This is a genomic window from Streptomyces sp. NBC_00727 (genome assembly GCF_045161745.1).
Classification (GTDB): Bacteria; Actinomycetota; Actinomycetes; order Streptomycetales; family Streptomycetaceae; genus Streptomyces.
In genome coordinates, this window is record NZ_CP108981.1 from 4381747 (window position 1) to 4406881 (window position 25135).

At 73.8% G+C, this 25135-nt stretch carries 19 protein-coding genes and 1 riboswitch; of the genes, 11 read left to right on the forward strand and 8 right to left on the reverse strand.

Annotation, left to right across the window (positions count from 1 at the left end; genetic code table 11):
• The first annotated feature begins 43 nt into the window (after window positions 1-43).
• The 3 genes from OG242_RS19925 (at window position 44) to OG242_RS19935 (ending at window position 3063) form a co-directional block, all read left to right on the forward strand.
• The gene (locus OG242_RS19925) at window positions 44-799 is read left to right on the forward strand and encodes an SAM-dependent methyltransferase (protein WP_405899442.1); all 756 of its coding nucleotides are present in this window, start codon (window positions 44-46) and stop codon (window positions 797-799) included.
• A 166-nt stretch (window positions 800-965) separates the two neighbouring features.
• Window positions 966-2231, forward strand: a complete 1266-nt coding sequence (locus tag OG242_RS19930; RefSeq protein WP_405899443.1) for a hypothetical protein — start codon at window positions 966-968, stop codon at window positions 2229-2231.
• A gap of 319 nt (window positions 2232-2550) precedes the next feature.
• Window positions 2551-3063: a DoxX family protein gene (locus OG242_RS19935; protein WP_405899444.1), complete on the forward strand. Its 513-nt coding sequence runs from the start codon at window positions 2551-2553 to the stop codon at window positions 3061-3063.
• 156 nt (window positions 3064-3219) lie between these two features.
• Here the strand turns inward: OG242_RS19935 and OG242_RS19940 are convergent, their stop codons facing one another.
• Complete coding sequence (locus OG242_RS19940) at window positions 3220-4530, reverse strand: PspC domain-containing protein (RefSeq protein WP_405899445.1); 1311 nt, start codon at window positions 4528-4530, stop codon at window positions 3220-3222.
• A gap of 196 nt (window positions 4531-4726) precedes the next feature.
• Between OG242_RS19940 and OG242_RS19945 the strand changes: the two genes are divergently transcribed.
• The gene (locus tag OG242_RS19945; RefSeq protein ID WP_405899446.1) at window positions 4727-6025 is read left to right on the forward strand and encodes a PspC domain-containing protein; all 1299 of its coding nucleotides are present in this window, start codon (window positions 4727-4729) and stop codon (window positions 6023-6025) included.
• A complete protein-coding gene (locus tag OG242_RS19950; protein WP_093707014.1) occupies window positions 6009-6713 on the forward strand; it encodes a response regulator transcription factor in 705 nt (234 codons plus the stop codon). Before OG242_RS19945 ends, OG242_RS19950 begins: the two co-directional genes overlap by 17 nt.
• 197 nt (window positions 6714-6910) lie before the next feature.
• Here the strand turns inward: OG242_RS19950 and OG242_RS19955 are convergent, their stop codons facing one another.
• Complete coding sequence (locus OG242_RS19955) at window positions 6911-7678, reverse strand: GNAT family N-acetyltransferase (protein WP_405899447.1); 768 nt, start codon at window positions 7676-7678, stop codon at window positions 6911-6913.
• 48 nt (window positions 7679-7726) lie between these two features.
• The gene (locus tag OG242_RS19960; RefSeq protein WP_405899448.1) at window positions 7727-8773 is read right to left on the reverse strand and encodes an NlpC/P60 family protein; all 1047 of its coding nucleotides are present in this window, start codon (window positions 8771-8773) and stop codon (window positions 7727-7729) included.
• Window positions 8774-9083: 310 nt separating this feature from the next.
• On the opposite strand from OG242_RS19960, the gene OG242_RS19965 reads away from it, so the two are divergent.
• Window positions 9084-9437, forward strand: a complete 354-nt coding sequence (locus OG242_RS19965) for a hypothetical protein (RefSeq protein WP_405899449.1) — start codon at window positions 9084-9086, stop codon at window positions 9435-9437.
• A 46-nt stretch (window positions 9438-9483) separates the two neighbouring features.
• On the opposite strand, the gene OG242_RS19970 is transcribed toward OG242_RS19965, so the two are convergent.
• Window positions 9484-10662, reverse strand: coding sequence for an NlpC/P60 family protein (locus tag OG242_RS19970; protein ID WP_405899450.1), 1179 nt, complete (start codon window positions 10660-10662; stop codon window positions 9484-9486).
• Window positions 10661-10811: riboswitch (cyclic di-AMP (ydaO/yuaA leader) on the reverse strand. Its footprint overlaps the gene before it by 2 nt.
• A gap of 160 nt (window positions 10812-10971) precedes the next feature.
• Here OG242_RS19970 and pcrA point away from each other — a divergent pair.
• Window positions 10972-13410, forward strand: coding sequence for a DNA helicase PcrA (gene pcrA / locus OG242_RS19975; protein ID WP_405899451.1), 2439 nt, complete (start codon window positions 10972-10974; stop codon window positions 13408-13410).
• Window positions 13411-13467: 57 nt separating this feature from the next.
• On the opposite strand, the gene OG242_RS19980 is transcribed toward pcrA, so the two are convergent.
• Window positions 13468-14997, reverse strand: coding sequence for a peptidoglycan DD-metalloendopeptidase family protein (locus OG242_RS19980; protein WP_405899452.1), 1530 nt, complete (start codon window positions 14995-14997; stop codon window positions 13468-13470).
• 200 nt (window positions 14998-15197) lie between these two features.
• Window positions 15198-16046: an esterase/lipase family protein gene (locus OG242_RS19985; RefSeq protein WP_405899453.1), complete on the reverse strand. Its 849-nt coding sequence runs from the start codon at window positions 16044-16046 to the stop codon at window positions 15198-15200.
• A gap of 372 nt (window positions 16047-16418) precedes the next feature.
• Here OG242_RS19985 and OG242_RS19990 point away from each other — a divergent pair, with 372 nt between their 5' ends.
• Window positions 16419-16832 (forward strand): cobalamin B12-binding domain-containing protein, encoded by a 414-nt coding sequence (locus OG242_RS19990; RefSeq protein WP_147970519.1) that lies wholly within the window; start codon window positions 16419-16421, stop codon window positions 16830-16832.
• Window positions 16833-17009: 177 nt separating this feature from the next.
• On the opposite strand, the gene OG242_RS19995 is transcribed toward OG242_RS19990, so the two are convergent.
• A complete protein-coding gene (locus OG242_RS19995) occupies window positions 17010-18686 on the reverse strand; it encodes a DUF5691 domain-containing protein (RefSeq protein WP_405899454.1) in 1677 nt (558 codons plus the stop codon).
• A gap of 29 nt (window positions 18687-18715) precedes the next feature.
• Window positions 18716-20149, reverse strand: a complete 1434-nt coding sequence (locus OG242_RS20000) for an SWIM zinc finger family protein (RefSeq protein WP_405899455.1) — start codon at window positions 20147-20149, stop codon at window positions 18716-18718.
• A gap of 127 nt (window positions 20150-20276) precedes the next feature.
• On the opposite strand from OG242_RS20000, the gene OG242_RS20005 reads away from it, so the two are divergent.
• From OG242_RS20005 to OG242_RS20015, 3 genes are read left to right on the forward strand one after another with little or no spacing between them, the layout of a single operon-like run.
• On the forward strand, window positions 20277-21389 hold the full coding sequence (locus OG242_RS20005) for an AAA family ATPase (protein WP_405899456.1): 1113 nt from the start codon (window positions 20277-20279) through the stop codon (window positions 21387-21389).
• Window positions 21386-23758, forward strand: coding sequence for a DUF5682 family protein (locus OG242_RS20010; RefSeq protein WP_405899457.1), 2373 nt, complete (start codon window positions 21386-21388; stop codon window positions 23756-23758). The genes OG242_RS20005 and OG242_RS20010 overlap by 4 nt, the downstream gene beginning before the upstream one ends.
• Window positions 23755-24942: a VWA domain-containing protein gene (locus OG242_RS20015; RefSeq protein WP_405899458.1), complete on the forward strand. Its 1188-nt coding sequence runs from the start codon at window positions 23755-23757 to the stop codon at window positions 24940-24942. Before OG242_RS20010 ends, OG242_RS20015 begins: the two co-directional genes overlap by 4 nt.
• Window positions 24943-25135: the final 193 nt, after the last annotated feature.

A 25135-nucleotide genomic window follows, 5' to 3' on the forward strand; every position in this document is an offset into this window, starting at 1 on the left:
AACGCGTGGCGGGCGCCGGTCGCCCGTGGCAGGCTCCGCTCCCATGTCGTCCGCAGAGATCCGCGCCCTGATGTCCGCAGCCCACAACGGCCGCCTGACCTGGAACACCCCGCTCTCCGACGAGCACGCCGCCCGGCTCGTCGCCGCCTGCGCCCCCAGGCCCGGCGCGCGGATCGTGGACCTCGGCAGCGGCTGGGGCGAGCTGCTGATGCGCCTCGTGGAGTCGGCGCCCAGCAGCACGGGCGACGGCGTCGAGACCGATGCGGAGGCCGTCGCGCGCGGCCGGGCGCTCGCGGGGGAGCGGGGGCTCGCGGAGCGCGTACGGTTCCACGAGGTGCCGGCCGCCGAGTGGCCGGAGAAGGACTACGACCTGGCCGTGTCCATCGGGGCCTCGCACGCCTGGCCCGGCGGGACCACCGAGGCGCTCGCCGCGCTGCGGGCGTCCGTACGGCCCGGGGGCCGGGTGCTGTTCGGCGAGGGCTTCTGGGAACGGGAGCCGGACGCGGCGGCGCTGGCCGGGCTCGGCGCCGGACCCGGCGACTTCGGCTCACTGCTCGACCTGATCCGGCAGGCCGAGACGGCGGGACTGCGGCCGCTCCAGGTGACCGCCGCCGACCAGCGCGAATGGGACCTCTTCGAGTCGCACGCCAACATCGGCCGGGGCGAGCGCTGGGCGCTGGCCCACCCGGACCACCCCCTGCGCGACGGGGTCGTCGCCGCCGTCGACGAGCGCCGCACCGACTACTACGGCGGCTACCGGGGCACCTTCGGCCTCGCCTACCTCGTCCTCAGCGCCTGAGCGAAGCCCTCGGCGCCTGAGCGAATTTCGAACGCGCTGGCGAAGATGCCCCTCCGGTGCGCCCCGATGCGGCAACCGCCGACCCCGTACGGCACAATTCGCTGCGTTCGAGGACGAGTTGGCCGGGCGACGGCAACAACAGGGGCGGGAAGGGGCGGCGTTCTCCGTGGCGTTGGACGAGGCACGACAGGGCGCGCACGGCGGTGGTTGCACCTGCGGCGACTGCCCGCACGGGGCGCGCCAGGGACACCGGCGCGCGGTGGCCGCCTTCCTGGCCAAGCGGGACGAGTTCGCGGCGGGCCAGGGGCTGCCCGCCGGGGTGGCGCAGTCCGCCTCCGCGACCCGGCAGTGGGTCTCCGACGAACTCACCGAGTCCGCCCGCGAGGTGGCCGACCGGGGCCGCGAGGCCGGGGACGCCTGGCTGTACCGGGTGTGGCAGCGCACCCTGCTGATCGTCTGGGGCGGCCTCGCCGTGCTGGCCCTCGCCGAGGCGGCCACCGCGATCGGGGCGGGCTGGACCCACGCCCGTACCGCCGGACTGCTCGCCGGCCTGGTCACCGCCGCGCTGCTGACCGCCGCCGCCCATGTCCACCGGGCGCGCGGCGGCCTCCTCGCGCCACTGATCGGCGAGGACAACCGGCTCTCCACCTCACGCGCCGTCGCCGCGTCCTGGGTGCTGCTCGCCGTCTTCTCCGTCCTCGTCCTCGCCCTCGAACTGGCCGCCGCCTCCGGGCACGCCCGGCGCGACGAGCTGATCGAGGGCCTCGACCTGGCGCGCGGCGCGGGCGTGGTGTCCGTACTGGCGCTGGTGTGCGCCGTCGCGGTGGCCGTACGCCGGGTGGTGAGCGTACGGGTGCTGTCCGGGCGGCTCCAGAAGCTGCGGGCCGACCGGCCGCGCGCGGCGGACCTCCTCACCGACGACTCCGGGCGCGGCGGCTTCACCGATGTGCAGTACGTCCTGGTGTCCACGGTCGCCGTGGTGTTCGCCGCGGTCCGCCTGGCCCGCAGGCCCGAGCAGCTCCCCGACCTGCCCTGGGGCCTCGCCCTCCTCGTCGCCGTGTCCGCGGCCGTCTACTTCACCGGCAAGTACGGCGAGGGCGGCCGGCCCGTCGTGCTCTCGGTCGTCCGGTCCCGGGAGGCGGGCGACCTGGACGCGCCGATCCGCACCGGCGACGACGTCGAGATCCGGGGCGCCGGGTTCGTGCCGCCCGGCGCCGGGGCCCCGGACCGGCTGGCCCGGGTTGTCGTACGGATCGGCTCCGTCCACGTCCACGTGCCCCTGGTGCCGGTCACCGGCGGCTTCGCGAACCCCTCCGACACGCTGCTCACCGTGCCGGTGCCGGTGGAGGTCGAGCCCGGCGTGGTCGAGGTGCAGGTCGTGACGGCCGCGGGCACGGAGTCCAACCGCGTCGAGATCGACGTCACCGACTGACGGGGCGCGCCCTTCGCAGGCGGGCCACGTCGAGTCCCCCTCCCCCCGCGAACCCGGACCGCGCGGGTGCCTCCTCCCCCTGTGAACCCGACCGCGCCGGTCCCTTCCGCCGGGTTCGTACGTAAGGTCGGGTGACGGGCCGTACGGTCCGGTGACAGCGGCCGGGCGGCCGCACGACGGCACGGCACGGCACGGCACGGCACGGCTCAGCACGGCGTGTCACGGCACGGCTCAGCACGGCGTGTCACGGCACGGTAGGCACGGCACGGCAGGGCGAGACACGGCACGGCGAGGCACGGCCGCGGAAGGCGGGAGCAGCATGTACGGGTACGGCGGCGGTAACGGGCGGGGCCTCGGCGAGGCCAGGAGCCTGCGGGACCTGGGGCGGGAGCACGCCCTGCTGCCGCTGCGGGTCTTCCTCGGCGTCACCTTCCTCTACGCGGGACTCGACAAGCTCACCGACAGCGCCTTCTTCCACACCTCCGGACCCGGATCGATCGGCGAGCAGATGCACGCCGTCCGCGACTCCGCCGCGATCCCCGGCCTCGTCGACCTGGCGCTCAACAGCCCGTCCGGCTTCGGGTACGCCATCGCCCTCGGCGAGTTGGCCGTCGGCATCGGCACCCTCCTCGGCCTGTGGACCCGGATCGCCGCGCTCGGCGGTGCCCTGATCTCGCTGAGCCTGTGGCTGACCGTCAGCTGGCAGGTCTCCCCGTACTACCTCGGCAACGACCTGATCTATCTCATGGCGTGGCTCCCGCTGCTGCTGGGCGGCGGCGCCTCGCTCTCCCTCGACGCGCTCCTCGCGGCGCGCCGGCGACGGATCCGGTAGCTGATCCAGGTGACCCAGGCGGCGGTCCACAGACCGCCGGCGAACAGCGCGACGAAGAACTGCGGCGGCGCGTCCCACAGGCCCCCCGCGTCCGCCGCGTACCCGCCGGCCAGGGCCAGCATCACCAGACCCGTCACAGCCCGCCCGGGCCGGAACTCATGACGCGGCACGGTTGACCTCCACCTGTCCGTAGTCCACTTCCAGATCGAGCACGATCGTGCCGCCCGGGGCGCCGTCCCCGGTCGGCGTCAGCGTCCGGCGCTCGTCCTGCGAGGTGCGGATGTCCAGGTCCCCCTTGTGGCGCCCGTCCACCAGCACGAGCGCGCCCACCCGGGTCCGCGCGTGCACCCGGACGGTGACCTCCGGCGGGACGTGCACCAGCACCCGGCCCGCCCGGGCCTCGACCCGGGTCCGCACGGTGTCGCCCTTCGGCACGGTGACCCGGGTCAGGTCCAGCTCGGCCTGCCCGGAGCCGACCGCGTAGCGCGGCTGGACCGCGGCGACGGACGCCGGGCGCCACTCCTCGCGCACCCAGTGCGTGCTGATGTCCTTGGGCAGCGCGGCGGCGCCCGCCAGCAGCCCCGCCGTGATCACCGCCATCAGCAGCGTGCCGAAACCGGTCCGCCCGACGAACGCGCTGACCAGCATCGCGAGGCCGAACACCGCCAGCGCGGCGGCGAGCCCGATCTCCAGGCTCGTCCCCAGCGGCTGCGAGTCCCAGCTCAGCCCCGTCCCGAGGCCGCCCGCCAGCAGGGCCACCAGGAACGCCGGGCCGGCTATGGACCGCGGGCCGCGCACCTCCCGGGACCGGGGCGGCGGCGGGCGGAACGGCGCGTCGGGCGTCGCCCCGCGCGGCTCCCCGCCGACCGTCGCGTCCGGCGGCCCCCACAGATAGCCGATCGCCACCTTGCCCGTCGACCCGTCCTTGATGATCGGGTCGCGCCACCAGGACGGCCACGACAGCGTCGGCGGCGCCATGACCTCGGGCGGCGCCTCCGACGCGGCCTGCGCGGCCGCCTGGTGCAGCGGGTCCTCGGGACCGGCCTTCCTGCGGGCCTGGGTCCACATGAGGAAGCCGAGGACCGCGACCGACAACATCGCGGAGAAGGCGAGCGTGCCGCCGTTGCCCAGCATCGACAGGAACAGACCGCAGCCGATCAGCGCGCACAGCACCGCGCTCAGCGACGCCAGCTCGACGCGCCCCGACAGCAGCCGGCGCGCCTCGTTCTCCTCCTCGCCCTCCACCGGTATCAGCAGCCAGGCGAAGCCGTAGAAGATCAGCCCGAAGCCACCGGTCACGGAGAGGACTCCGAGCACGATCCGGAAGATCACCGGATCGACTTCGCAGTACCGGCCGAGACCGCCGCACACCCCGGCCACGACCTTGTGCCGCGGGCTGCGGTGCAGGCGCGGAGCAGGGGCGGAGGGCGGTGTGGCGCCGGGCGGCGCGTCCTGAGGAACGGTCATGGCTCCATGGTGACGGGCCCCGCGCCCCTCCGGCACCCGCCCCGACCCTGGCCGGTCCCTGATATTGGCCGACCCTGGACTCAGGGACGAGTGGCCCGTCCCGCCCTCCCGCCCCCACACCGCCCCGGGGGTCTCAGGGTCGAACTGGGGGCCGACCCTGATGCCCTCGCCCGGGCAGGCATGTGACGATCGGTCCATGCCAGCCGCCACCGCCCGAGCCGCAAGCTCTCACGCCCCCGACCCGGAGGAGTCCCCACTGCGCAAGCTGTACCGCAGCGCGGACGGCCGGCTGCTGGGCGGAGTGGCGCGCGGGCTCGCCGGGCACCTCGGGCTGCCGGTCGCCTGGGTGCGGTTCGTCTTCCTCGGCCTGTTCTTCGCGGACGGCCTGGGCGCCCTGCTGTACGCGGTGTTCTGGATCGTGGTCCCGCTCGGCGTCGGCGGCGTGGACGGGCCGAAGTCCGTCTTCGAGACCGCCCCCGACGGCACCCGCAGGCTCCGCAAGCCCGACAAGGGCCAGGTCTTCGCCCTCATCGCGCTGCTCTTCGGCGCCGCCGTCTTCGTCGGCAACGTCGACATGGGCAGCAAGGCCGACCGCTACATCTGGCCCAGCCTCCTCATCGGCGCCGGCTCCGTCCTCGTCTGGCGCCAGGCGGACAACGCCCGCCGCGCCCGCTGGATGGAGGTCGGCCGCCGCCGCCGCGTCCTGCAGCTGGCCCGGGCCCTCGCCGGAGTGGCCCTCGTCGGCCTCGGCCTCGCCGTCTTCATGGTCGTACGCGGCTCCGCCGCCCAGCTGGGCAACGTCATCACCGCCGCCATCGCCGTGCTCACCGGCATCGCCCTCCTCGCCGGCCCCTACCTCGTCCGCATGACCCAGGACCTCTCCGAGGAACGGCTCATGCGCATCCGGGCCCAGGAGCGTGCCGAGGTCGCCGCCCACGTCCACGACTCCGTGCTGCACACCCTCACCCTGATCCAGCGCAACGCCGACGACGCCGGCGAGGTCCGGCGGCTGGCCCGCGCCCAGGAGCGCGAGCTGCGCAACTGGCTGTACAACCCCGAGGGCACCGGCAAGGACGAGGACGACGAGCCGGAAACCCTGGCCGAGGCCGTCAAACGGGCCGCGGCCGAGGTCGAGGACAAGCACGGCGTCCCGCTGGAGGTCGTCGTCGTCGGCGACTGCCCGCTGGACGAGAAGCTGGCCGCGCAGATGCAGGCCGCACGCGAGGCGATGGTCAACGCCGCCAAGTACGGTGGCGAGGGCGGCGCCGTCCAGGTCTACGCGGAGGTCGAGGGCCGCACGGTCTTCGTCTCCGTGCGCGACCGGGGCCCGGGGTTCGACCTGGACTCCGTACCGGGGGACAGAATGGGCGTACGAGAATCGATCATCGGTCGGATGCAGCGCAACGGCGGTACGGCCCGGCTGCGTTCGGTGCCCGGCGTGGGCACCGAGGTCGAGCTTGAGATGGAGAGGACGAGCGATGAACGGGACCAGTGAGGCGACCGGGGGCCACGAGGGCCCGGAGCGCCGGGTACGAGTCGTGCTCGTCGACGACCACCGGATGTTCCGCACCGGCGTACAGGCAGAGATCGGCCGCACCGAGGAGACCGGCGTCGAGGTCGTCGGCGAGGCGGCCGACGTCGACCAGGCGGTCACCGTCATCACGGCGACCCGCCCCGAGGTCGTCCTCCTCGACGTCCACCTCCCCGGCGGCGGCGGTGTCGAGGTGCTCCGCCGCTGCGCGTCCCTGATGGGCGCCGCGGAGAACCCGGTGCGCTTCCTCGCGCTGTCCGTCTCGGACGCGGCGGAGGACGTCATCGGGGTCATCCGTGGCGGCGCCCGGGGCTACGTCACCAAGACGATCACCGGCACCGACCTGGTCGACTCGGTCTTCCGGGTCCAGGACGGCGACGCGGTGTTCTCGCCCCGGCTGGCCGGCTTCGTCCTCGACGCCTTCGCCTCCACGGACGCGCCCCCGGTCGACGAGGACCTCGACCGGCTGACCCAGCGCGAGCGCGAGGTGCTGCGGCTGATCGCCCGGGGCTACGCGTACAAGGAGATCGCCAAGCAGCTGTTCATCTCGGTGAAGACGGTCGAGTCCCACGTCTCGGCGGTGCTGCGCAAGCTCCAGCTCTCCAACCGCCACGAACTGACCCGCTGGGCGACGGCCCGCCGGCTGGTCTAGGGCCTTTCGTTTGGATCAGGCCGGGCTCGCGGGCTCCGGCACCGCACCTCGCGGCGTTGTCGTCCAGCACCAACGCTCCTTCCCCAGGTTCTCGGCTCCGCTCGAACTGGGGAGACCCCATCTGGTTCAATCCTCCGCCTTGCGATGCACGGCACCGAAGCCCGCTCCCTGACCCGGCCTGATCCAAACGAAAGGCCCTAGGCGCGGTCCGGGTCCAGCGAGATGTTGAGCTTCTCGCCGATCCTGCGGTAGCCGATCGACGCGTAGATCCGCTCCACGTCGGCGTCGCCCGGCTCCAGCCAGACCACCCGGCAGCCCCGCTCGAACGCGGTGCGCGTCAGGTGGACGGAGAGCGCGGCGCCGATGCCCCGGCGGCGGAAGTCCGCGCCGACCGCGAGACCGGCGAGCTCGCTGAGTCCGTCGACCGGTACCGAGCAGCCGCCCGCGCCCGCCGGTGCTCCGCCGACGGTCGCGAGCGCGGCGACCCCGCCGCCGGCCGCCGCGTTCCGCAGCCACTCGACCGTGCCGTCCTCGGGCTCGCCCTCCCCGCCGTAGCCGAGGTGCTGGACGAGCGCGGCGGCCGCGAACTCCGCGTCCGTGGAAGGCTCCACGACGGCCAGGTCCGCGACCGGTTCCGGGGCCGCCAGGTCGCCGGGGGCGCAGGCCATGATCGGGGCGCGGTTCTCCACGGTGAACCCGGCGGCGAGCAGCGCCGGTTCGACGGCGGGCGCCCAGCCGGGCAGGAACTCCAGGCGGGGCATCCGGTCCCGCTCCCGGAAGGCGGCGACGAGCGCGTCGAGTTCGCCGGGGGTCGGCTCCGCGTCCCGGTCCGGGATCGCGTAGTTGGCGTACTTCAGCGACCAGTTCGGGTTGTAGCGGATCACGAACGGCCCGACGCGGACGTGGTCCGGGGAGCGCAGCGTGAGCGTACGGGCATGGGTCTGGACGTCGGTGTCCATCGGCATGTGCGGGTGTGTCCTTCGCGGTCGGGTCCATGGCTCGGAGGCCGGAGCCTATGCCACCCGGGTCGCCCCCGCGAAAGGCATTTCGTCGATCGGTGCGACGCGGACCGGGGCTCCGGGGCGCGGGGCGTGGATCATCTTCCCGTTCCCGATGTACAGGCCGACATGGCTGACGCCCGAGTAGAAGAACACCAGGTCGCCCGGAGCCAGTTGGGACCGGGGCACCCGCTGGCCCGCGTTGATCTGGGTGTACGTGGTCCGGGGGAGGGAGACGCCCGCGGAGCGCCAGGCGGCCTGCGTGAGGCCGGAGCAGTCGAAGGAGTCGGGCCCGGTGGCGCCCCAGACGTACGGCTTGCCCAGCGCGCCGTACGCGAAGGCGACGGCCTGGGCGGCGCGCGGGTTCGGCGCGGCGACGGTGGAGCGCGGGGCGCCGCGGTCGGCGTGACCGGCCCCGCGCCCGTCCTCGGAGGCGTCGTAGGCGGCGCGCTCGGCCGGGGTGAGGCGGGCGAGCAGGCGGCGGGCCTCGGTGAGCTTGGTCCGGACGGTCGCCCGGTGCTCCTTCAGGGCGGCCTGCCGGGCGGCCAGCTCGGTGAGCTTCCCGGACGCCTCGGCGCGTACCTGGGCGATCTCCGCGACCTGGCGCCGCACCGCGCGCACCTCGGTGGCCCGGCGCTCACCGGCCTGCTCCGCGTAGGTGGCGCGGCGCAGGTACTGGTCGGGGTCGGAGGAGAGCGCCAGCTGCACGGACGGGTCGAGCCCGCCGGAACGGTACTGCGCGGCGGCGTACGAGCCGAGCACGTCGCGGGCGGCGTTGAGGCGCTCGGTCCTGCGGGCGGCCTCGTCGCGCAGGGCGTCGACCGACTTGGCGGCGGCAGCCGCCTCGGTCTTCGCGCCGTTGTACTTCTCGCCGGCGGCCTCCGCCTCCCGGTACAGCCGGTCCACCTGGGCCTTGACCTGCGCGGCGGTCGGCGCGGGGTCGGCGTGCGCGGCTCCCGGCAGCACGGCGGCGGTCGCGGCCCCGGCGAAGGCGAGGGTCGCCGCGGTGCGGGCCGCGGAGCCGGTGGTGAGGCGCTGCCTGGGTTTGCGATGCGCTGCCACGAGGGCGGGCGTCCTTCCGTGCGACTGCCCGGCGGGGTCTACCGGCGGGCTCCTTCGGTGGTCCGGAGAGGACGGCGCCTGGGCCGGCCACCGGGAAGGGACGCTAATCCGAGGTCACGGAAAGGTGTCGTTATGGCGGTTATTGCCCGCTCTTGGCGTGGCATTGTCACTGAACGACCGCGTGTGAGGCGTGAGTGACAGGAAAAATTGCCGCACATACCGGCAAAGAGTGCATTCATCATTCAAGCGGCCCGTAGGGGGCCACCCTGCCCACGAGGGGCCGGAACCCCCGGGGCTAGGGTGCGGAACCATGCGCGTACTCATCGATTTCGTCGTCGCCCTGCACATCATCGGCATCGCCGCCCTGCTCGGCGGCTTCCTCGGCCAGATGAAGGCGATGAAGGCCGGCACCGCCCGGTTCGTCCCCGGCATGCTGCACGGCGCGCTGACCATGCTGGTCACCGGAGTCGCCCTCGTGGGACTCGACCAGGCCGACGACCACCCCGTGAACAACGTAAAGATCGGGATCAAGCTGCTGATCCTGGTCGTCATCCTCGGGCTCGTCTACGTCAAGCGGGACGAGGAGAAGGTCGAGAAGGGCCTCTTCGCGGCGGTCGGCGCCCTGACCATGGCGAACATCTTCATCGCCACGCTCTGGACCTGAGCGGCGGCACGGCGGCCGGCCCGCGCGCGGGCCGGCCTCTTCCCGGTCAGGCCGGGCGCACACTCCCGTAGATCGGCATGTAGTAGATCGACTCCTCGCGCACATTCGCCCCGGGCTTCGGCGCGTGGATCATCATCCCGTCGCCCTTGTAGATCCCGACGTGGCTGATGTCGTCGTAGAAGAACACCAGGTCACCGGGTTGCAGGTCGTCCGTGGCGATCCGCGTCCCGACGTTCACCTGGTCCCAGGTGGTACGCGGGATGTCGACGCCCGCCGCCTTCCAGGCCGCCTGCGTCAGCCCCGAGCAGTCGTACGAGGCGGGGCCGGTCGCCCCCCAGACGTACGGCTTGCCGATCTGGGCGCGGGCGAACGCGAGGACCTTCTCCGCCTTCGTCGAGGCGCTGCTGCCGGAGCCCGAACCCGAACCCGAGCCCGTGCCCGAGTCCGAGCCGGAGCCCGCCCCCGTCTCCGTGCCGCTGCCGCCCGCGTCCTTGGCCTTGCGCGCGGCCTCCTTCTTGGCGGCGGCCTGCTTCTTCGCCAGCTCCTCCGCCTTGCGCTTGGCCTCCGCCTCCTTCTTGCGCTCCAGCTCCGCCAGCCGTGCCTTCTCCTCGGCGGTCAGCTTCGACAGCAGCGTCCGGGCCTCGGTCAGCTTCGTCTGGACGTTCTGCTTGCTGGTGCGCAGCGCGGTCTGCGACTCGGTGAGCGTCTCCAGGCTCTTCACGGCCTCGGTCCGCTGCTTCGACGCCTTCGCCTGCTGCGTACGGAACTCGGTGACCGCCTGCTGCTGGCGCTCGGCCATCCGGTCCATGAGGTGGGTCTGGTCGAAGAACGACTGCGGGTCGTCGGCCAGGAAGAAGGTCGCGGTCGGCGCGAGGGTGCCGTCGCGGTACTGGGCGGCGGCGTAGTTGCCCAGCGTCCTGCGGGCGTCGTTCAGCTTCGCGGTGCGCTTGGCCACGTCGTCCAGCAGCGTGTCGACCTCGGTCTTCTGCTCGGCCGTGGCCTCCTTGGCCTGGTTGTACTTCTGGGTCGCGGTGCCCGCCTGCCGGTAGAGGTCGTCGACCCTCTTCTGGACTTCCTCGATGCTTGGCTTGGGCGCGGGCGCGGCCATCGCGCTCTGCGAGGACAGCAGGGTCACCGAGGCCAGCGCGGCCGAGGTGAGCCCGACGGCGGGGGCGGTGGCGCGCACCCGGGTGCGCGGTTTGCGATGCGACGCCAAGGCCGGCATCTCCTTCCGTGGACCGCCTACCGGGTTAGCTGTCGGGTTCGGGCGGAACGGAAGGCTGCCCTACGGTCCAGTGGGGGCGGACCGATTCACCCCGGTGATGCGTGTGGGTCCCCGGTTCCGGGCGGGCCCGGATTCGGCGTGGAGGCACGTTCGGCGTGGGTCGCCTTGGGGGTACGGGCCGTCCGAACGAGCACGCTAGCCAACTCATGGGGCCGCTGTGAAGGTTGGTGTTCGATATGCCCGATACATTTTCGTGACCTTTTCGGAGCGGGACTCGCTGTCAGTGGAGAGCTTTAGACTCGGACAGCGATGAGCAGCCTCTTTGACGACAGTTTCCTGGCCGGCCTCCAGCACGAGGAGGAAGGGCCCCCGCCGCCCCCCGAGGACTCCGCACCCGAAGCGGTGCCGGAGGACCTTTTCGCGGGGGTGTTCGACGGGCCCCCGCCGCCCCGCGACGCGTACTACCGCGATGGTGCGCACCGACCGGTCATCGACCCCGAGGCGCTGCTCGACGGGCTGAACACCGAGCAGCGCGCCGCCGTCGTGCACGCCGGGTCGCCCCTGCTCATCGTCGCCGGCGCCGGCTCCGGCAAGACCCGGGTGCTCACCCACCGCATCGCCCACCTGCTGGCCGAGCGGGGCGTGCACCCCGGCCAGATCCTGGCGATCACCTTCACCAACAAGGCCGCCGGCGAGATGAAGGAGCGCGTCGAGCAGCTGGTCGGGCCCCGGGCCAACGCCATGTGGGTCATGACCTTCCACAGCGCCTGCGTCCGCATCCTGCGCCGCGAGTCGAAGAAGCTCGGCTTCACGTCCTCGTTCTCGATCTACGACGCGGCCGACTCCAAGCGGCTCATGGCCCTGGTCTGCCGCGACCTGGAGCTGGACCCCAAGCGCTACCCGCCGAAGTCCTTCACCGCCAAGGTCTCCAACCTCAAGAACGAGCTCATCGACGAGGAGACCTTCGCCGGCCAGGCTTCCGACGGCTTCGAGAAGACCCTGGCCCAGGCGTACGCGATGTACCAGGCCCGGCTGCGCGAGGCCAACGCGCTGGACTTCGACGACATCATCATGACGACGGTCCACCTGCTCCAGGCCTTCCCGGACGTCGCCGAGCACTACCGCCGCCGCTTCCGCCACGTCCTGGTCGACGAGTACCAGGACACCAACCACGCCCAGTACACCCTCGTACGGGAGCTGGTCGGCCCGGCCGGCCCCGAGGACGCGCCCGCCGAGCTGTGCGTGGTGGGTGACGCGGACCAGTCGATCTACGCCTTCCGGGGCGCGACCATCCGCAACATCCTCCAGTTCGAGGAGGACTACCCGGACGCGACGACGATCCTGCTGGAGCAGAACTACCGCTCCACCCAGACGATCCTGTCCGCCGCCAACGCGGTCATCGAGCGCAACGAGAGCCGGCGTCCCAAGAACCTCTGGACCAACGCCGGCACCGGCGCCCGCATCACGGGCTACGTCGCGGACACCGAGCACGACGAGGCCCAGTTCGTCGCCGAGGAGATCGACCGCCTCACCGACGCGGGCGACGCCAAGGCCGGCGACGTCGCCGTCTTCTACCGGACGAACGCGCAGTCCCGTGTCTTCGAGGAGATCTTCATCCGCGTCGGCCTGCCGTACAAGGTCGTCGGCGGCGTCCGCTTCTACGAGCGCAAGGAGGTCCGGGACGTCCTGGCCTACCTGCGGGTCCTCGCCAACCCGGAGGACACCGTCCCGCTCCGCCGCATCCTCAACGTCCCCAAACGCGGCATCGGCGACCGCGCCGAGGCGATGATCGACGCGCTCTCCCTGCGCGAGAAGATCACCTTCCCGCAGGCGCTGCGCCGCGTCGACGAGGCGTACGGCATGGCCGCCCGCTCCGCCAACGCCGTGAAGCGGTTCAACACGCTGATGGAGGAGCTTCGCACGATCGTCGAGTCCGGCGCGGGCCCCGCCGTGGTCCTGGAAGCGGTTCTGGAGCGTACGGGCTATCTCGCCGAGCTCCAGGCGTCCACCGACCCGCAGGACGAGACCCGCGTCGAGAACCTCCAGGAGCTCGCCGCCGTCGCCCTCGAGTTCGAGCAGGACCGGGGCGAGGAGGAGGGCGCGGGCACGCTCGCGGAGTTCCTGGAGAAGGTCGCGCTCGTCGCGGACTCCGACCAGATCCCCGACGAGGACACGGACGGCTCCGGCGTCATCACGCTCATGACCCTGCACACCGCGAAGGGCCTCGAATTCCCGGTCGTCTTCCTGACCGGCATGGAGGACGGCGTCTTCCCGCACATGCGGGCGCTCGGTCAGGTCAAGGAGCTGGAGGAGGAGCGCCGCCTCGCGTACGTCGGCATCACCCGCGCCCGCGAGCGCCTCTATCTGACCCGGGCCGCCATGCGCAGCGCCTGGGGCCAGCCCTCGTACAACCCGCCGTCGCGGTTCCTGGAGGAGATCCCGGACCAGCACCTGGACTGGAAGCGCAAGGGCCCGATGGCCGCCCCGGCGGGCCCCACCTCGGGGATCACCTCGTCGCTCTCCGCCTCCCGCGCCCGCTCCGGCCCCTCCGGCTTCGCGACCCGGCGCACCTCCGACAAGCCGACGATCACACTGGTCGCGGGCGACCGGGTCACGCACGACCAGTTCGGCCTCGGCACGGTGACGGCGGTCGAGGGCGTCGGCGACCAGGCGAAGGCCACGGTCGACTTCGGCGACGACCGCCCGAAGAAGCTGCTCCTTCGGTACGCGCCGGTGCAGAAGCTCTGAGAAACGAGCGGCGGCCGGAGCCCCCGAGGCCCCGGCCGCCGTAGTCGTTCGCGCTGCTCAGGTCGGGTCGACCCCGTGGCTGCGCAGCCACGGCAGCGGGTTGATCGCCGCGCCGCCGCCGGGCCGCACCTCGAAGTGCATGTGCGGACCGGTCGAGTTCCCGGAGTTTCCCGAGTACGCGATGACGTCGCCGGCCTTGACCTGGCCCGAGCGGATACGGGTGCTGCTGAGGTGGCAGTACCAGGTCTCCGTGCCGTCGGCCATGGTCACGATCGCCATGTTGCCGTAGGCGCTGTTGTACTGCGTGCGGACCGTGCCGTCGGTCGCGGCCATCACCGGGGTGCCGTACTGGACCGGGAAGTCGATGCCCGTGTGCACGGACATCCAGTTGACGCCCGCCTGGCCGAAGTACGCGCTCAGCCCGTGCTGCTTGACCGGCAGCACGAACTTGGGGCGCAGGGCCTCCTTGCGGGCGGCCTCCTGGTCGCGCTTCTTCTTCTCGGCCGCCTGCCGCGCCTTCAGGTCGATGCGTTCCTGGGTACGGCTCGCGCGGTCCGCGAAGTTCTCCGCGTCGGCGCTGAGGTTGGCGAGCTGGGTGTCCAGCGCGTTGTTGGCCGCGACCGGCTTGACCGTGCCGGGGTCGGCGGCGGCCATGGTGGTGGCCGCGTCCTTCTGCGTCTCGTCCCCGCCCATGCCGCTCACGGAGGCGGCGGCGATCCCCGCCACGCTCATCACGCAGGCGGACGGAACGGCGACGGTGAGGAGTGCGGAGCGCTTCGCGGGGGTACGCCTGCGGCTGCGGCCCCCGGCGCGGACGGCGGGCCGGGCGGCGTCGCGGCGGGCCCCGGCCGGGGCGGGATCGGAGTGCTCGGTGTCCACGGCGTCGGGCTCGGCGTCCGGCTCGGGATGACCGCCGGCCTCGTCACCGCTCTCAGCGGCGGTGCGGTAGGGCTCGTACGGGTCGTGGTCGTAGGAGCCGGCGTGGTCGTACGCCCCGTAGCTCTCGTACGGCTCCGCCGGTGCCGGCTGTTCGGCTTCGTTCGAGGCGGCCGGGCTTTGCACATTTTGCTCTTCGTGCCCGGGCGTGGCGCCGGTGTTCCAGGCGGTGGCGTCGTACACGCCGGTGTCGTACGAGGCCGTGTCCTCGGACGGCCACGCGGTCGCGGCGGTCCAGGTGGTGGTGTCCCACTGGCCGGAGGTGTCCGGCGCGCCGCCCTGGGACGGGATGCCGGGGGCGTAGCCCTCCGTCGGCAGCCAGGTCGTGGTGGTGTCGTACTGCGGCGTTCCGTCGTACTGGGTCACGTCGTACTGCGGGTGCTGCTGCGCCTGGTCGGCGTAGGCCGGGTAGCCGTCGTAGTGGCCGGCCGCGAGGGTCTGGTGCGCGCCCGTGTCCCACTGGGTGGAGTCGTACGAGCCGCTGTAGTCGGCCTGTCCGCCGGTGTACGGGAGGCCGTAGCCGCCGCTGGTGTCGTACGAGGCGTCGTAGGCGCCGGGAAGGGAGCCGAAGAGCGGGTCACTGTCGAAGCTGCCCGTGGGGTGGCCGTCGTATCCGGCATACCCGGCGGCGTGGGGGTGCTGGTCGTTCACCAACTTCTCTCTCGCCTCGGCAGCAGGACCCGTCCGGGGCGTGGGGGCCCCGGGGCTAAGCAGTGGCCGCGACTGTACCCGGCGGTATCCGCCGTCGACAATCTTCGACGGCGCCGCCGGGCTCGGGAATCCGGGCAATCGGCCGTCTTTCGGCGGAGCCCGCACAGACCCTTGGCTCTATGTTCGAAATCTGTTCGGATTTAGGCGGCGGATGCGGGACCGGTGGCTCCGGAGGCCCCCTGGGCCGGGTCCGCCGCGTCCAGCGCCTGGCGTACGGCGGCCGCCACCGCCGGGTGCACCGGCAGCGCGAGATGCCCGATGCCGGTGACGCGTACGTTGACCGCGTCGAGGTCCGGGTGGTCGACGCAGGCCGCCTCGGCGGGGACGATCACCCGGTCGAGTTCGCTCCAGAAGCTGACGAACCGGGTACGGCAGCCGGGCGCGGGCAGCCGCAGCTCCTCGATGGGGGCCGACCCCTCGCGCATCTGGCGCACGATGGGCAGCGCTCCGGCCAGCGGGGCGACGGACGTGCCGGCGTGCGGTGTGCCCAGCGTGACCAGGGTGCGGACCCGGTGGTCACCGGCCAGTCGCTGCACGTAGTAGCGGGCGATGAGCCCGCCGAGGCTGTGCCCCACGATGTCGACCCGGCGGTGTCCCGTGCGGACGCAGATCTCCTCGATGTGCCGGTCCAGCAGCTCGGCGGCCGTACGGATGTCGCTGGTCAGCGGGGAGTAGTTGAGCGACTCCAGATGGCGCCAGCCGTGCCGGGCCAGCGAACGGCGCAGCAGGACGAAGACCGAGCGGTTGTCGATGAAACCGTGCAGAAAGACGACGGGCGGCCGGTCGGTGCCGTCGGCGGACGGGATGTCCGTGCGGACGCCCTCGGCGGCCGGGGCGCACCGGGCGGCCGGGGCCCGGTCCGGGCGCCGTTCACCGGTGATCCCGGTCGGATACAGCAGGGCGTGCCCGGCGAGCACCACGAGTTCCAGTGCGGTCGCTCTGAGCAGTGCGGTCGGCGGGGAGGGGAACGGCAGGCTGGGGGTCTTCATGGTCGGCCTCCTGCTCCGGTGTCCCGGGGGCTCCGGTCCGCCCGGGCGGGGCGCCGCGTCGCAGGTCCCTGCGGACCGGCGGGGCGCCGCGTCGCAGGTCCCTGCGGACGGTGTCCGTGTCGGACGGAGGCCCGTACCACCGTGCCGTGCGGCTGACTGCGCGGTGGTACGGCGACCCGATGCGGCTCCCCGGGCGCCCGGTCCCACACGGCGAAGCCGCCGCGGGCCCTGGGACCAGTGCCCGTGAACGATGTCCCATGTGTGATTTCCCCCTCCCGGCTCACCGCGAAACTGCGGGTTGCGGGATGCTGTGGATAACGTTCGTTCACATCCCCGGCCCTTCAGGCACGGGAGACGCAGGTGGAGGCAGAGATGGGTGTGACCGGTCCGATCCGTGTAGTGGTGGCCAAACCGGGCCTCGACGGCCACGACCGCGGGGCGAAGGTGATCGCGCGGGCGCTGCGCGACGCCGGCATGGAGGTCATCTACACGGGGCTGCACCAGACGCCCGAGCAGATCGTCGACACCGCGATCCAGGAGGACGCCGACGCGATCGGCCTCTCGATCCTCTCCGGCGCGCACAACACGCTCTTCGCCAAGGTCATCGAGCTCCTGAAGGAGCGCGAGGCGGAGGACATCAAGGTCTTCGGCGGCGGCATCATCCCGGAGGCGGACATCGCCCCCCTGAAGGAACAGGGTGTCGCGGAGATCTTCACCCCCGGAGCGACGACGACGGCGATCGTCGACTGGGTCAACGCGAACGTCCGCACCCCGGCCGAGGCGTAGCCGGGCCGGGAGCCCGGGGGCCCGGAGCCCGAGGGCCGGGGCGTTTGCCGGCGCAGTACGTGCCGCAGGGCTGTCCGTGCCGGGCCCGCGCCCGGGCGGCCGGTGCGGGAGCGGCCGGGGGCGCCGCCCCGGGCCCGGCCGGGCAGGCCGGGGCGGCCGGGGCGGCCCGCGGGGGCCTCAGCGCCCCGGGGGCCCGGACAGCTCGCTGTCCATCGTGGCGCGTAGGCGCAACGTGGAGACCAGGCGCTGGAAGGCCTCCGACCAGTAGCCGTTCGCGCCGGGGGAGGCGTCCGCCGGTTCGGCCGGGGTCGTCGTCAGGACCTCCAGGCGGTTCGCCTCCGACGGGTCGAGGCAGCGTTCGGCCAGGCCCATGACGCCGCTGAAGCTCCACGGGTAGCTGCCCGCGTCCCTGGCTATGTCGAGGGCGTCCACCACGGCCCGCCCGAGCGGCCGCGCCCACGGGACCGGGCACACCCCCAGCAGCTGGAACGCCTCCGACAAGCCGTGCGCGGCGACGAAGTCGCCCACCCAGGCCGCCCGTTCCGCCGGGGGCAGCACCGCCAGGAGCTTCGCCCGCTCGGCGAGCGAGGCCGTGCCGGGGCCGTTCGACGGGGGCGTCGACGGCGGGCCGAGCAGCGCCCGCGCCCATGCGGCATCCCGCTGCCGCACCGCGGCCCGGCACCAGGCCGCGTGCAGCTCCTCGCCCCAGCCGTCCGCCACCGGCAACGCCACGATCTCCTCCGCGCCGCGCCCGCCGAACCGCGCCGGCCAGACGGTGAGCGGCGACGCCTCCACCAACTGGCCCAGCCACCACGAGCGTTCGCCCCGGCCGGACGGCGGGAGCGCCACCACCCCGTCCCGCTGCATCCCCTCGTCGCACTCGTGCGGGGCCTCCACCGCGACGAACGGCGCGTCGCCGGTGAGCCCGGGGCTCACGCAGGACAGCGCACGGTCCGCCATCCGGCGGGCGAGCGCCGAACCGGGCAGCGCGGACAGCAACTCGGCGGCCGTCGTCCGGACATTGCGGCTGCGGTCGGCGAGCGCACGCTCCAGGAACTCCTCGTCCTCGGCGGACAGCCCGGTGCGCAACGAGTCGACGAACATCAGCCGGTCCTCGGCCCGTTCCGTCTTCCAGGTGGCGGCCAGCAGCGCACGGGCGGCGTCCGCGTCCCGCGCCCGGACGGCCCCGAGCAACGCGATCCGCTCCGCGAACAGGCCCTCCTCCCAGAGCCGTCGCACCGCCTCCGGATCGTCCGGTGACGGCAGCAGCGCGGTCCCGGACGCGCCGCGCAGCGCGAACTTCCACTCCGGATTCAGCCCGGCCAGCCACAGGCCCCGCGGCCCCGCGAACTCCAGGGTCTGGGGGCGCAGATCGGTCCGGGCCCGGGCCGCGTCCAGCAGCGCGGGCAGGGCGGAGTCCGGCGCCCGGTAGCCGTGGACATTGGCGGTGGCCAGCCACTGCGGGATCAGCTCCGTGAGGTCCGGGGCCGTCCCCCGCCGGCCGCCGGAACCCGCCGCCCGGTCCGCGAGGAGCTGGGCCAGCCGGCCACGGGCGGCCTGCGGCAGGGGCGGCCGGGGATCGTCGGGCGCCGGTGCGGGGGGCGGGGACGCGGCGGCGGGCAGCAGCCCCGCCCGGCGCCGCACGGTGTGCAGCGCGGCGGCGTCCAGCAGAGCGGCCGCCGCGCCGTCCGGGCCGGTGCCGGAAGCGCCCTCGGGCGGCCGGCGGTCCGTGCCGAGCAGGGCCGAGGTGACGAGCTCCTCCCACGGCGTGGCCGCGAGCGTGTCGGCGAGCCCGCCGTGAGCGGGGGCCGCACCGGCTGTCGGCGCGGCTGGTGGTGTGGTCGTACGGGACATCGCCCCTCCTTCGGAGCCGGACTACGGGGTCAGATGAGCGCGACGGTCTCGATACCGGCGGCGACGGCGGTCGTACGTGGACCCGTCACGCCCACACCGGAGCTCCCCGCCCCCGACGGCCACGCCGTCAAGGGGTCGAACCCCCGGTGCCCGCACTCGCCGAAGACCGTCAACGGTGCGCCGCCCGAGACCGCGACGAGCTTCCAGAGCGCCGGCCGGTTCAGCGCGGCGGGGGCGACGGGAAGGGCCTCCCCGCCCTCCGCGTCCACCAGTTGCCAGCCGTCCGGGGACGGCACGGGTATGACGTCGCGCAGGGTCACCGGCCAGGACTCCAGCCATGGGTCGCCGCCCAGGGCCTGCCCGTACGCGGCGATCGCCTCGGTGACCGTGCCCCCCGGCGGGGGCGTAACGGCGGGCTCGGGCACACCGGCCCGTTCGCCCAGCTCGGCCCGTAGCTGCCCGGAGCCCGGGTGAGGCGTCAGTTCGGCGTCGATCGTGACGCCGACGGGCAGGGCCTGGGCGGGGGAGCGGCCGGCCGCTCCGAAGGAGAGCAACAGGGCCGTGCGGCCCGACTCCTCGCCGTACAGCCAGATGCGGCGGGTGACGATCTTGCCCTCGGGGGTGTCGTACTGGGCGAGGACCAGCCAGCGGTCGCGGACCGGCGGGCCCTCCGGGGAGGCCGGCAGGCCCACCCGGGTGCGGACCGTGGCCGCCAGCGCGGGCGGCAGCCGGTCGCGGCCCAGCCACGCCGAGTCCAGCAGATGCAGCAGCGCGCACTCCTCCAGCAGCCGCACCGGCCAGCCGGGACCGGACGCCGGGACGGCGCCCAGCTCCCGCACCCGGCCCGCGAGACCGGGCGCCTGCGCGTCGACCATGCGGGCCGCCGTCTCCTCCCACAGCCCGTACCCCGCCTGCTCGGCCGCCGCGAGACCGCCGCGCAGCAGGTCGGTCAGCCGCTGCTCCAACTCCCGCGCGCCGCCGCCGATCCGCTCGGCGCGCTTCTCCGCCCGCTTGCGCGCGGCCTCCGGATCGGCGGGTCCCGCCGCGCCGTCACCTCCGGCGGGCCGCGCCTTCGCCTCCGCGCGGGTGCGGCGGCCGGCCAGCCACTCCTCGGCCCAGTCCGGCGGCGCCCCGGCGGGCACCGCCGCGTCGTCGGAAGCGCGCAGCAGCAGCAGGGCCAGCGCGTGCTTGCACGGGAACTTCCGGCTGGGGCAACTGCACCGGTACGCGGGGCCGGTGATGTCGACCACCGTCCGGTACGGCTTGCTCCCGCTCCCCTTGCACAGCCCCCACACCGCACCCGTCACGTCCCACCCGGTGTCCGACCAGGAGCCGGCCGCACCGAGCTTGTTGCCCGCCTTGCGTGAGGCGTCGTCAGGAGCCAGGGCCAGCACCTGCTCCGCCGTCAGGAGCGCGGCCGAGGCAGCGGCGCCCAAGGGTTCTCCCCCGTCAGTCAGCAGCATGCCAACGACGTTAGACGGCCCCACTGACAATCGCCCTGACCTGCACAAAGGTCGATTGTCAGTGCCATGGTGCACGGTGGAACCACATCCGGCCGACCGACCTGGCGACCGATCCGGAGGGGGATCCATGACCGTGTCCGAAACCACCGAAGCAAGCACCGGCGAGGCCCTGCGCCCGCATGCCGAGGACGCCTTCGCCGACGAGCTGAAGGCGCTCGCGGCGGCCGACGACCGCCCCAGGCCCGAGCGCTGGCGCCTGTCGCCCTGGGCCGTCGCCCTGTATCTGCTCGGCGGCACCCTGCCCGACGGGACCGTCATCACACCCAAGTACGTGGGCCCGCGCCGCCTCGTCGAGGTCGCCGTCACCACGCTCGCCACCGACCGGGCCCTCCTGCTCCTCGGCGTCCCCGGCACCGCCAAGACCTGGGTCTCCGAACATCTGGCGGCCGCCGTCAGCGGTGACTCGACGCTGCTCGTCCAGGGCACGGCGGGCACGCCGGAGGAAGCCGTCCGCTACGGGTGGAACTACGCGCAGCTGCTCGCCCACGGCCCGAGCCGCGACGCGCTGGTGCCCAGCCCGCTGATGCGCGCCATGTCCCAGGGCATGACCGCCCGCATCGAGGAACTGACCCGCATGCCCGCCGATGTGCAGGACTCGCTGATCACGATCCTCTCGGAGAAGACCCTCCCGCTGCCCGAGCTGGGCCAGGAGGTCCAGGCGGTGCGCGGGTTCAACGTCATCGCCACCGCCAACGACCGCGACCGGGGCGTCAACGAGCTGTCGAGCGCGCTGCGCCGCCGGTTCAACACCGTGGTCCTGCCGCTGCCCGCCACACCGGAGGCGGAGGTCGACATCGTCTCCCGCCGCGTCGACCAGGTCGGCCGCTCGCTGGACCTGCCGCCCGCGCCCGACGGCCTCGCCGAGATCCGCCGCGTCGTCACGGTCTTCCGCGAACTGCGCGACGGCGTCACGACCGACGGCCGCACCAAGCTCAAGTCCCCCTCGGGGACGCTCTCCACGGCCGAGGCCATCTCCGTCGTCACCAACGGCCTCGCGCTCGCCGCCCACTTCGGGGACGGGGTGCTGCGCCCCGGGGACGTCGCGGCCGGCATCCTCGGGGCGGTCGTCCGTGACCCGGCGGCGGACCGGGTGATCTGGCAGGAGTACCTGGAGACCGTGGTGCGCGAGCGGGACGGCTGGAAGGACTTCTACCGCGCCTGCCGGGAGGCGTCCGCATGACCGGCACCCGCGCTTCGGGGCCGCTGCTGCTGGGGGTGCGGCACCACGGCCCCGGCTCGGCCCGCGCCGTCCGCGCCGCACTCGACGCGGCGGGCCCCCGGGCGGTCCTCATCGAGGGCCCGCCCGAGGGCGACGCGCTGCTGCCGCTCGCGGCCGACGAGGAGATGCGGCCCCCGGTCGCCCTGCTCGCCCACGCGGTGGACGACCCCGGACGGGCGGCGTTCTGGCCGTTCGCCGAGTTCTCCCCCGAGTGGGTCGCGATCCGCTGGGCCCTGGCCCGGGACGTGCCCGTCCGCTTCATCGACCTGCCCGCCGCGCACTCGTTGGCGATGGAGGCCGACGCGGAGGCGGACCGGGACGACACCACCGAGGAACAGCCCGTCCCCGTCGACCCGATCCGGGTGCTCGCCGAGACCGCCGGGTACGACGACCCCGAACGCTGGTGGGAGGACGTCGTCGAACACCGCGTGCCCGGTAGGGGAGAGGCGGCAGGACCGCTCGCCGCGTTCGCCGCGCTCGGCGAGGCGATGACCGCGCTGCGCGAGGCGTACGGCGACGGCGGCCACCCCCGGGACGCGGTCCGCGAGGCGTACATGCGCATCCAGTTGCGGACCGCCGCCAAGGAGTTCGGCGACGAGTTCGCCGTGGTCTGCGGCGCCTGGCACGTCCCCGCCCTGCGTACGCGTACGACGCTCACCGCCGACCGGGCCCTGCTCAAGGGCCTGCCCAAGGTCAAGGCCGAGCTGACCTGGGTGCCCTGGACCCACCGCCGGCTCGCCCGGCACAGCGGATACGGGGCGGGGATCGAGTCGCCCGGCTGGTACGAGCACCTCTTCGGCGCCCCGGACCGCCCCGTCGAGCGCTGGATGACGAAGGTCGCCGGACTCCTGCGCGACGAGGACCGGTTCGTGTCGTCCGCCCATGTCATCGAGGCCGTCCGGCTCGCCGGGACGCTCGCCGCGATGCGCGGCCGGCCGCTGGCCGGGCTGAGCGAGACGACCGACGCGATCCGGGCCGTCATGTGCGACGGCTCCGACGTGCCGCTCGCCCTCGTCCACGACCGCCTCGTCGTCGGCACCACGCTGGGCGAGGTCCCCGACACCGCCCCCGCCGTCCCGCTCCAGCGCGACCTCACCCGGCAGCAGCGCACCCTGCGGCTCAAGCCGGAGGCGGACGAGCGGGAGGTCGAGCTCGACCTGCGCAAGGACACCGACGCCTCCCGCAGCCGCCTGCTGCACCGGCTGCGCGTCCTCGGCATCGGCTGGGGCGAACCGGCCGCGGGCCGGGGGAGCACCGGCACGTTCCGTGAGAGCTGGCGGCTGCGCTGGGAGCCCGAGCTGTATGTGCGCGTCGCGGAAGCGGGCGTCTGGGGCACCACCGTGCTCTCCGCCGCCACCGCCCGCGCTGAGTCGGACGCCCTGGCCGCGACCGCGCTCGCCGAGGTGACCGCGCTGGCCGAGCGCTGCCTGCTGGCCGATCTGCCCGACGCCCTGCCGGTCGTGATGCGGGCCCTCGCCGACCGCGCCGCGCTCGACTCCGACGTGGGCCACCTCGCCGACGCCCTGCCCGCCCTCGCCCGCACCCTGCGCTACGGCGACGTCCGCGCGACGGACACCACCGCGCTCGGCGAGGTCGCGGCCGGCCTCGCGGAACGCATCTGCGTCGGCCTGCCGCCCGCCTGCACCGGGCTCGACGCCGAAGGGGCCGAGGCGCTGCGCCGCCAGGTGGACGGCGTCCACACCGCGATCGGGCTGCTCGCCGGAGCCGTCCCTTCGAGCGCGGACGGGCTGCGCGAGCGGTGGCGCGCGGTGCTGCACAAGCTCACCGTCCGGGACACGGTCGCCGGAGTCATCCGAGGCCGGGCCGCCCGGCTGCTCCTGGACGAGGGCCACCTCGACCAGGACGCCGCCGCCCGGCTGATGGGCCTCGCCCTGTCCCCGGGGACCCCGCCCGCCGAAGCCGCCGCCTGGATCGAGGGCTTCGTCGGCGGGGCCGCGGGCGGTGGCATGCTCCTCGTCCACGACGAACGGCTGCTCGCCCTGGTCGACGCCTGGCTCACCGGCGTCCCCGCCGACACGTTCACCGATGTGCTGCCCCTGCTGCGGCGCACGTTCTCCGCGTACGAAGCGGGCGTGCGGCGCACGCTGGGCGACCTCGTCCGACGCGGTCCGGTCGCCCCCGGCGGGGCCCCGGGCGCCGGTGCCCCGGCGGGTGCGGGCGCGGCGGCCCCGGGCTTCGGACCGGTCCTGGACACGGCCCGCGCGGACGCGGTGGTCCCGGTCCTCCGCCTCCTCCTCGGCCTGGACGAGCACCCCGCGACGACAGCGTCCGCCCACCACGACGACCCGCACCTGGGGGAAACGGCATGATCACCACCGACAACGCCCACGACGAGCGGCTGCGCCGCTGGCGCATGGTGCTGGGCGCCGACAGCGAGGAGAGCACCGGCCGGGGGCTCACCGGCCGCGACGCCGCGATGGACCAGGCGCTCACCGCGCTCTACGAGAGCGGCGGACGCCCCGGCGGCCGGAGCGGCGGCGGGCGCTCCGCCGGGCTCGGCGCCTCCGCGCCCTCCGTGGCGCGCTGGCTCGGTGACATCCGGACGTACTTCCCCAGCCCCGTCGTCCAGGTCATGCAGCGCGACGCCATCGACCGCCTCGGCCTCTCCGCGCTCCTGCTCGAACCGGAGATGCTAGAGGCCGTCGAGGCGGACGTGCACCTCGTCGGCACGCTGCTCTCCCTCAACAAGGTCATGCCCGAGACGACGAAGGAGACCGCCCGGGCCGTCGTCCGCAAGGTCGTCGAGCAGCTGGAGAAGCGGCTCACCACCCGTACCCGGGCCACGCTCACCGGCGCGCTCGACCGGTCGGCGAAGGTCACCCGCCCCCGCCACCACGACATCGACTGGGACCGCACCATCCGGGCCAACCTCAAGAACTACCTGGAGCTGCCCGGCCAGGACGGCGCCGGGACCGTCGTACCCGAACGGCTCATCGGCTACGGGCGGGCCGCGCAGTCCGTGAAGAAGGACGTCATCCTCTGCATCGACCAGTCGGGCTCGATGGCCGCGTCCGTGGTCTACGCGTCCGTGTTCGGCGCCGTGCTCGCCTCGATGCGCGCCCTGCAGACCCGGCTCGTCGTCTTCGACACGGCCGTCGTCGACCTCACCGACCAGCTCGACGACCCCGTCGACGTCCTGTTCGGCACCCAGCTCGGCGGCGGCACCGACATCAACCGCGCCCTCGCGTACTGCCAGTCCCGGATCACCCGGCCGGCCGACACCGTCGTCGTGCTCATCAGCGACCTGTACGAGGGCGGCATCCGCAACGAGATGCTGAAGCGGGTCGCGGCCATGAAGGCGTCGGGCGTGCAGTTCGTGACGCTGCTCGCCCTCTCCGACGAGGGCGCCCCCGCCTACGACCGCGACCACGCGGCCGCCCTGTCCGCCCTGGGCGCTCCCGCCTTCGCGTGTACGCCGGACCTCTTCCCGGACGTGATGGCCGCCGCGATCGAGAAGCGGCCCCTGCCGATACCCGACAAGGAGCCCTCCTGACCGGCGCCCACGGCCCCACCAGGGCGATTCTGTGACCGTAATCACCGCCCAGGTGCGATCTGCGATTTAGGGTCACGCGGGGCTCGGGGATAACCTGCGAGATGGACATGCCGCGTATCCGGTCACCGTGTGCGCCTTCCTAGTGACACCGCAGTCACGTTGCCCCTCGCGGCACGCCCACGCAGAAAACCAA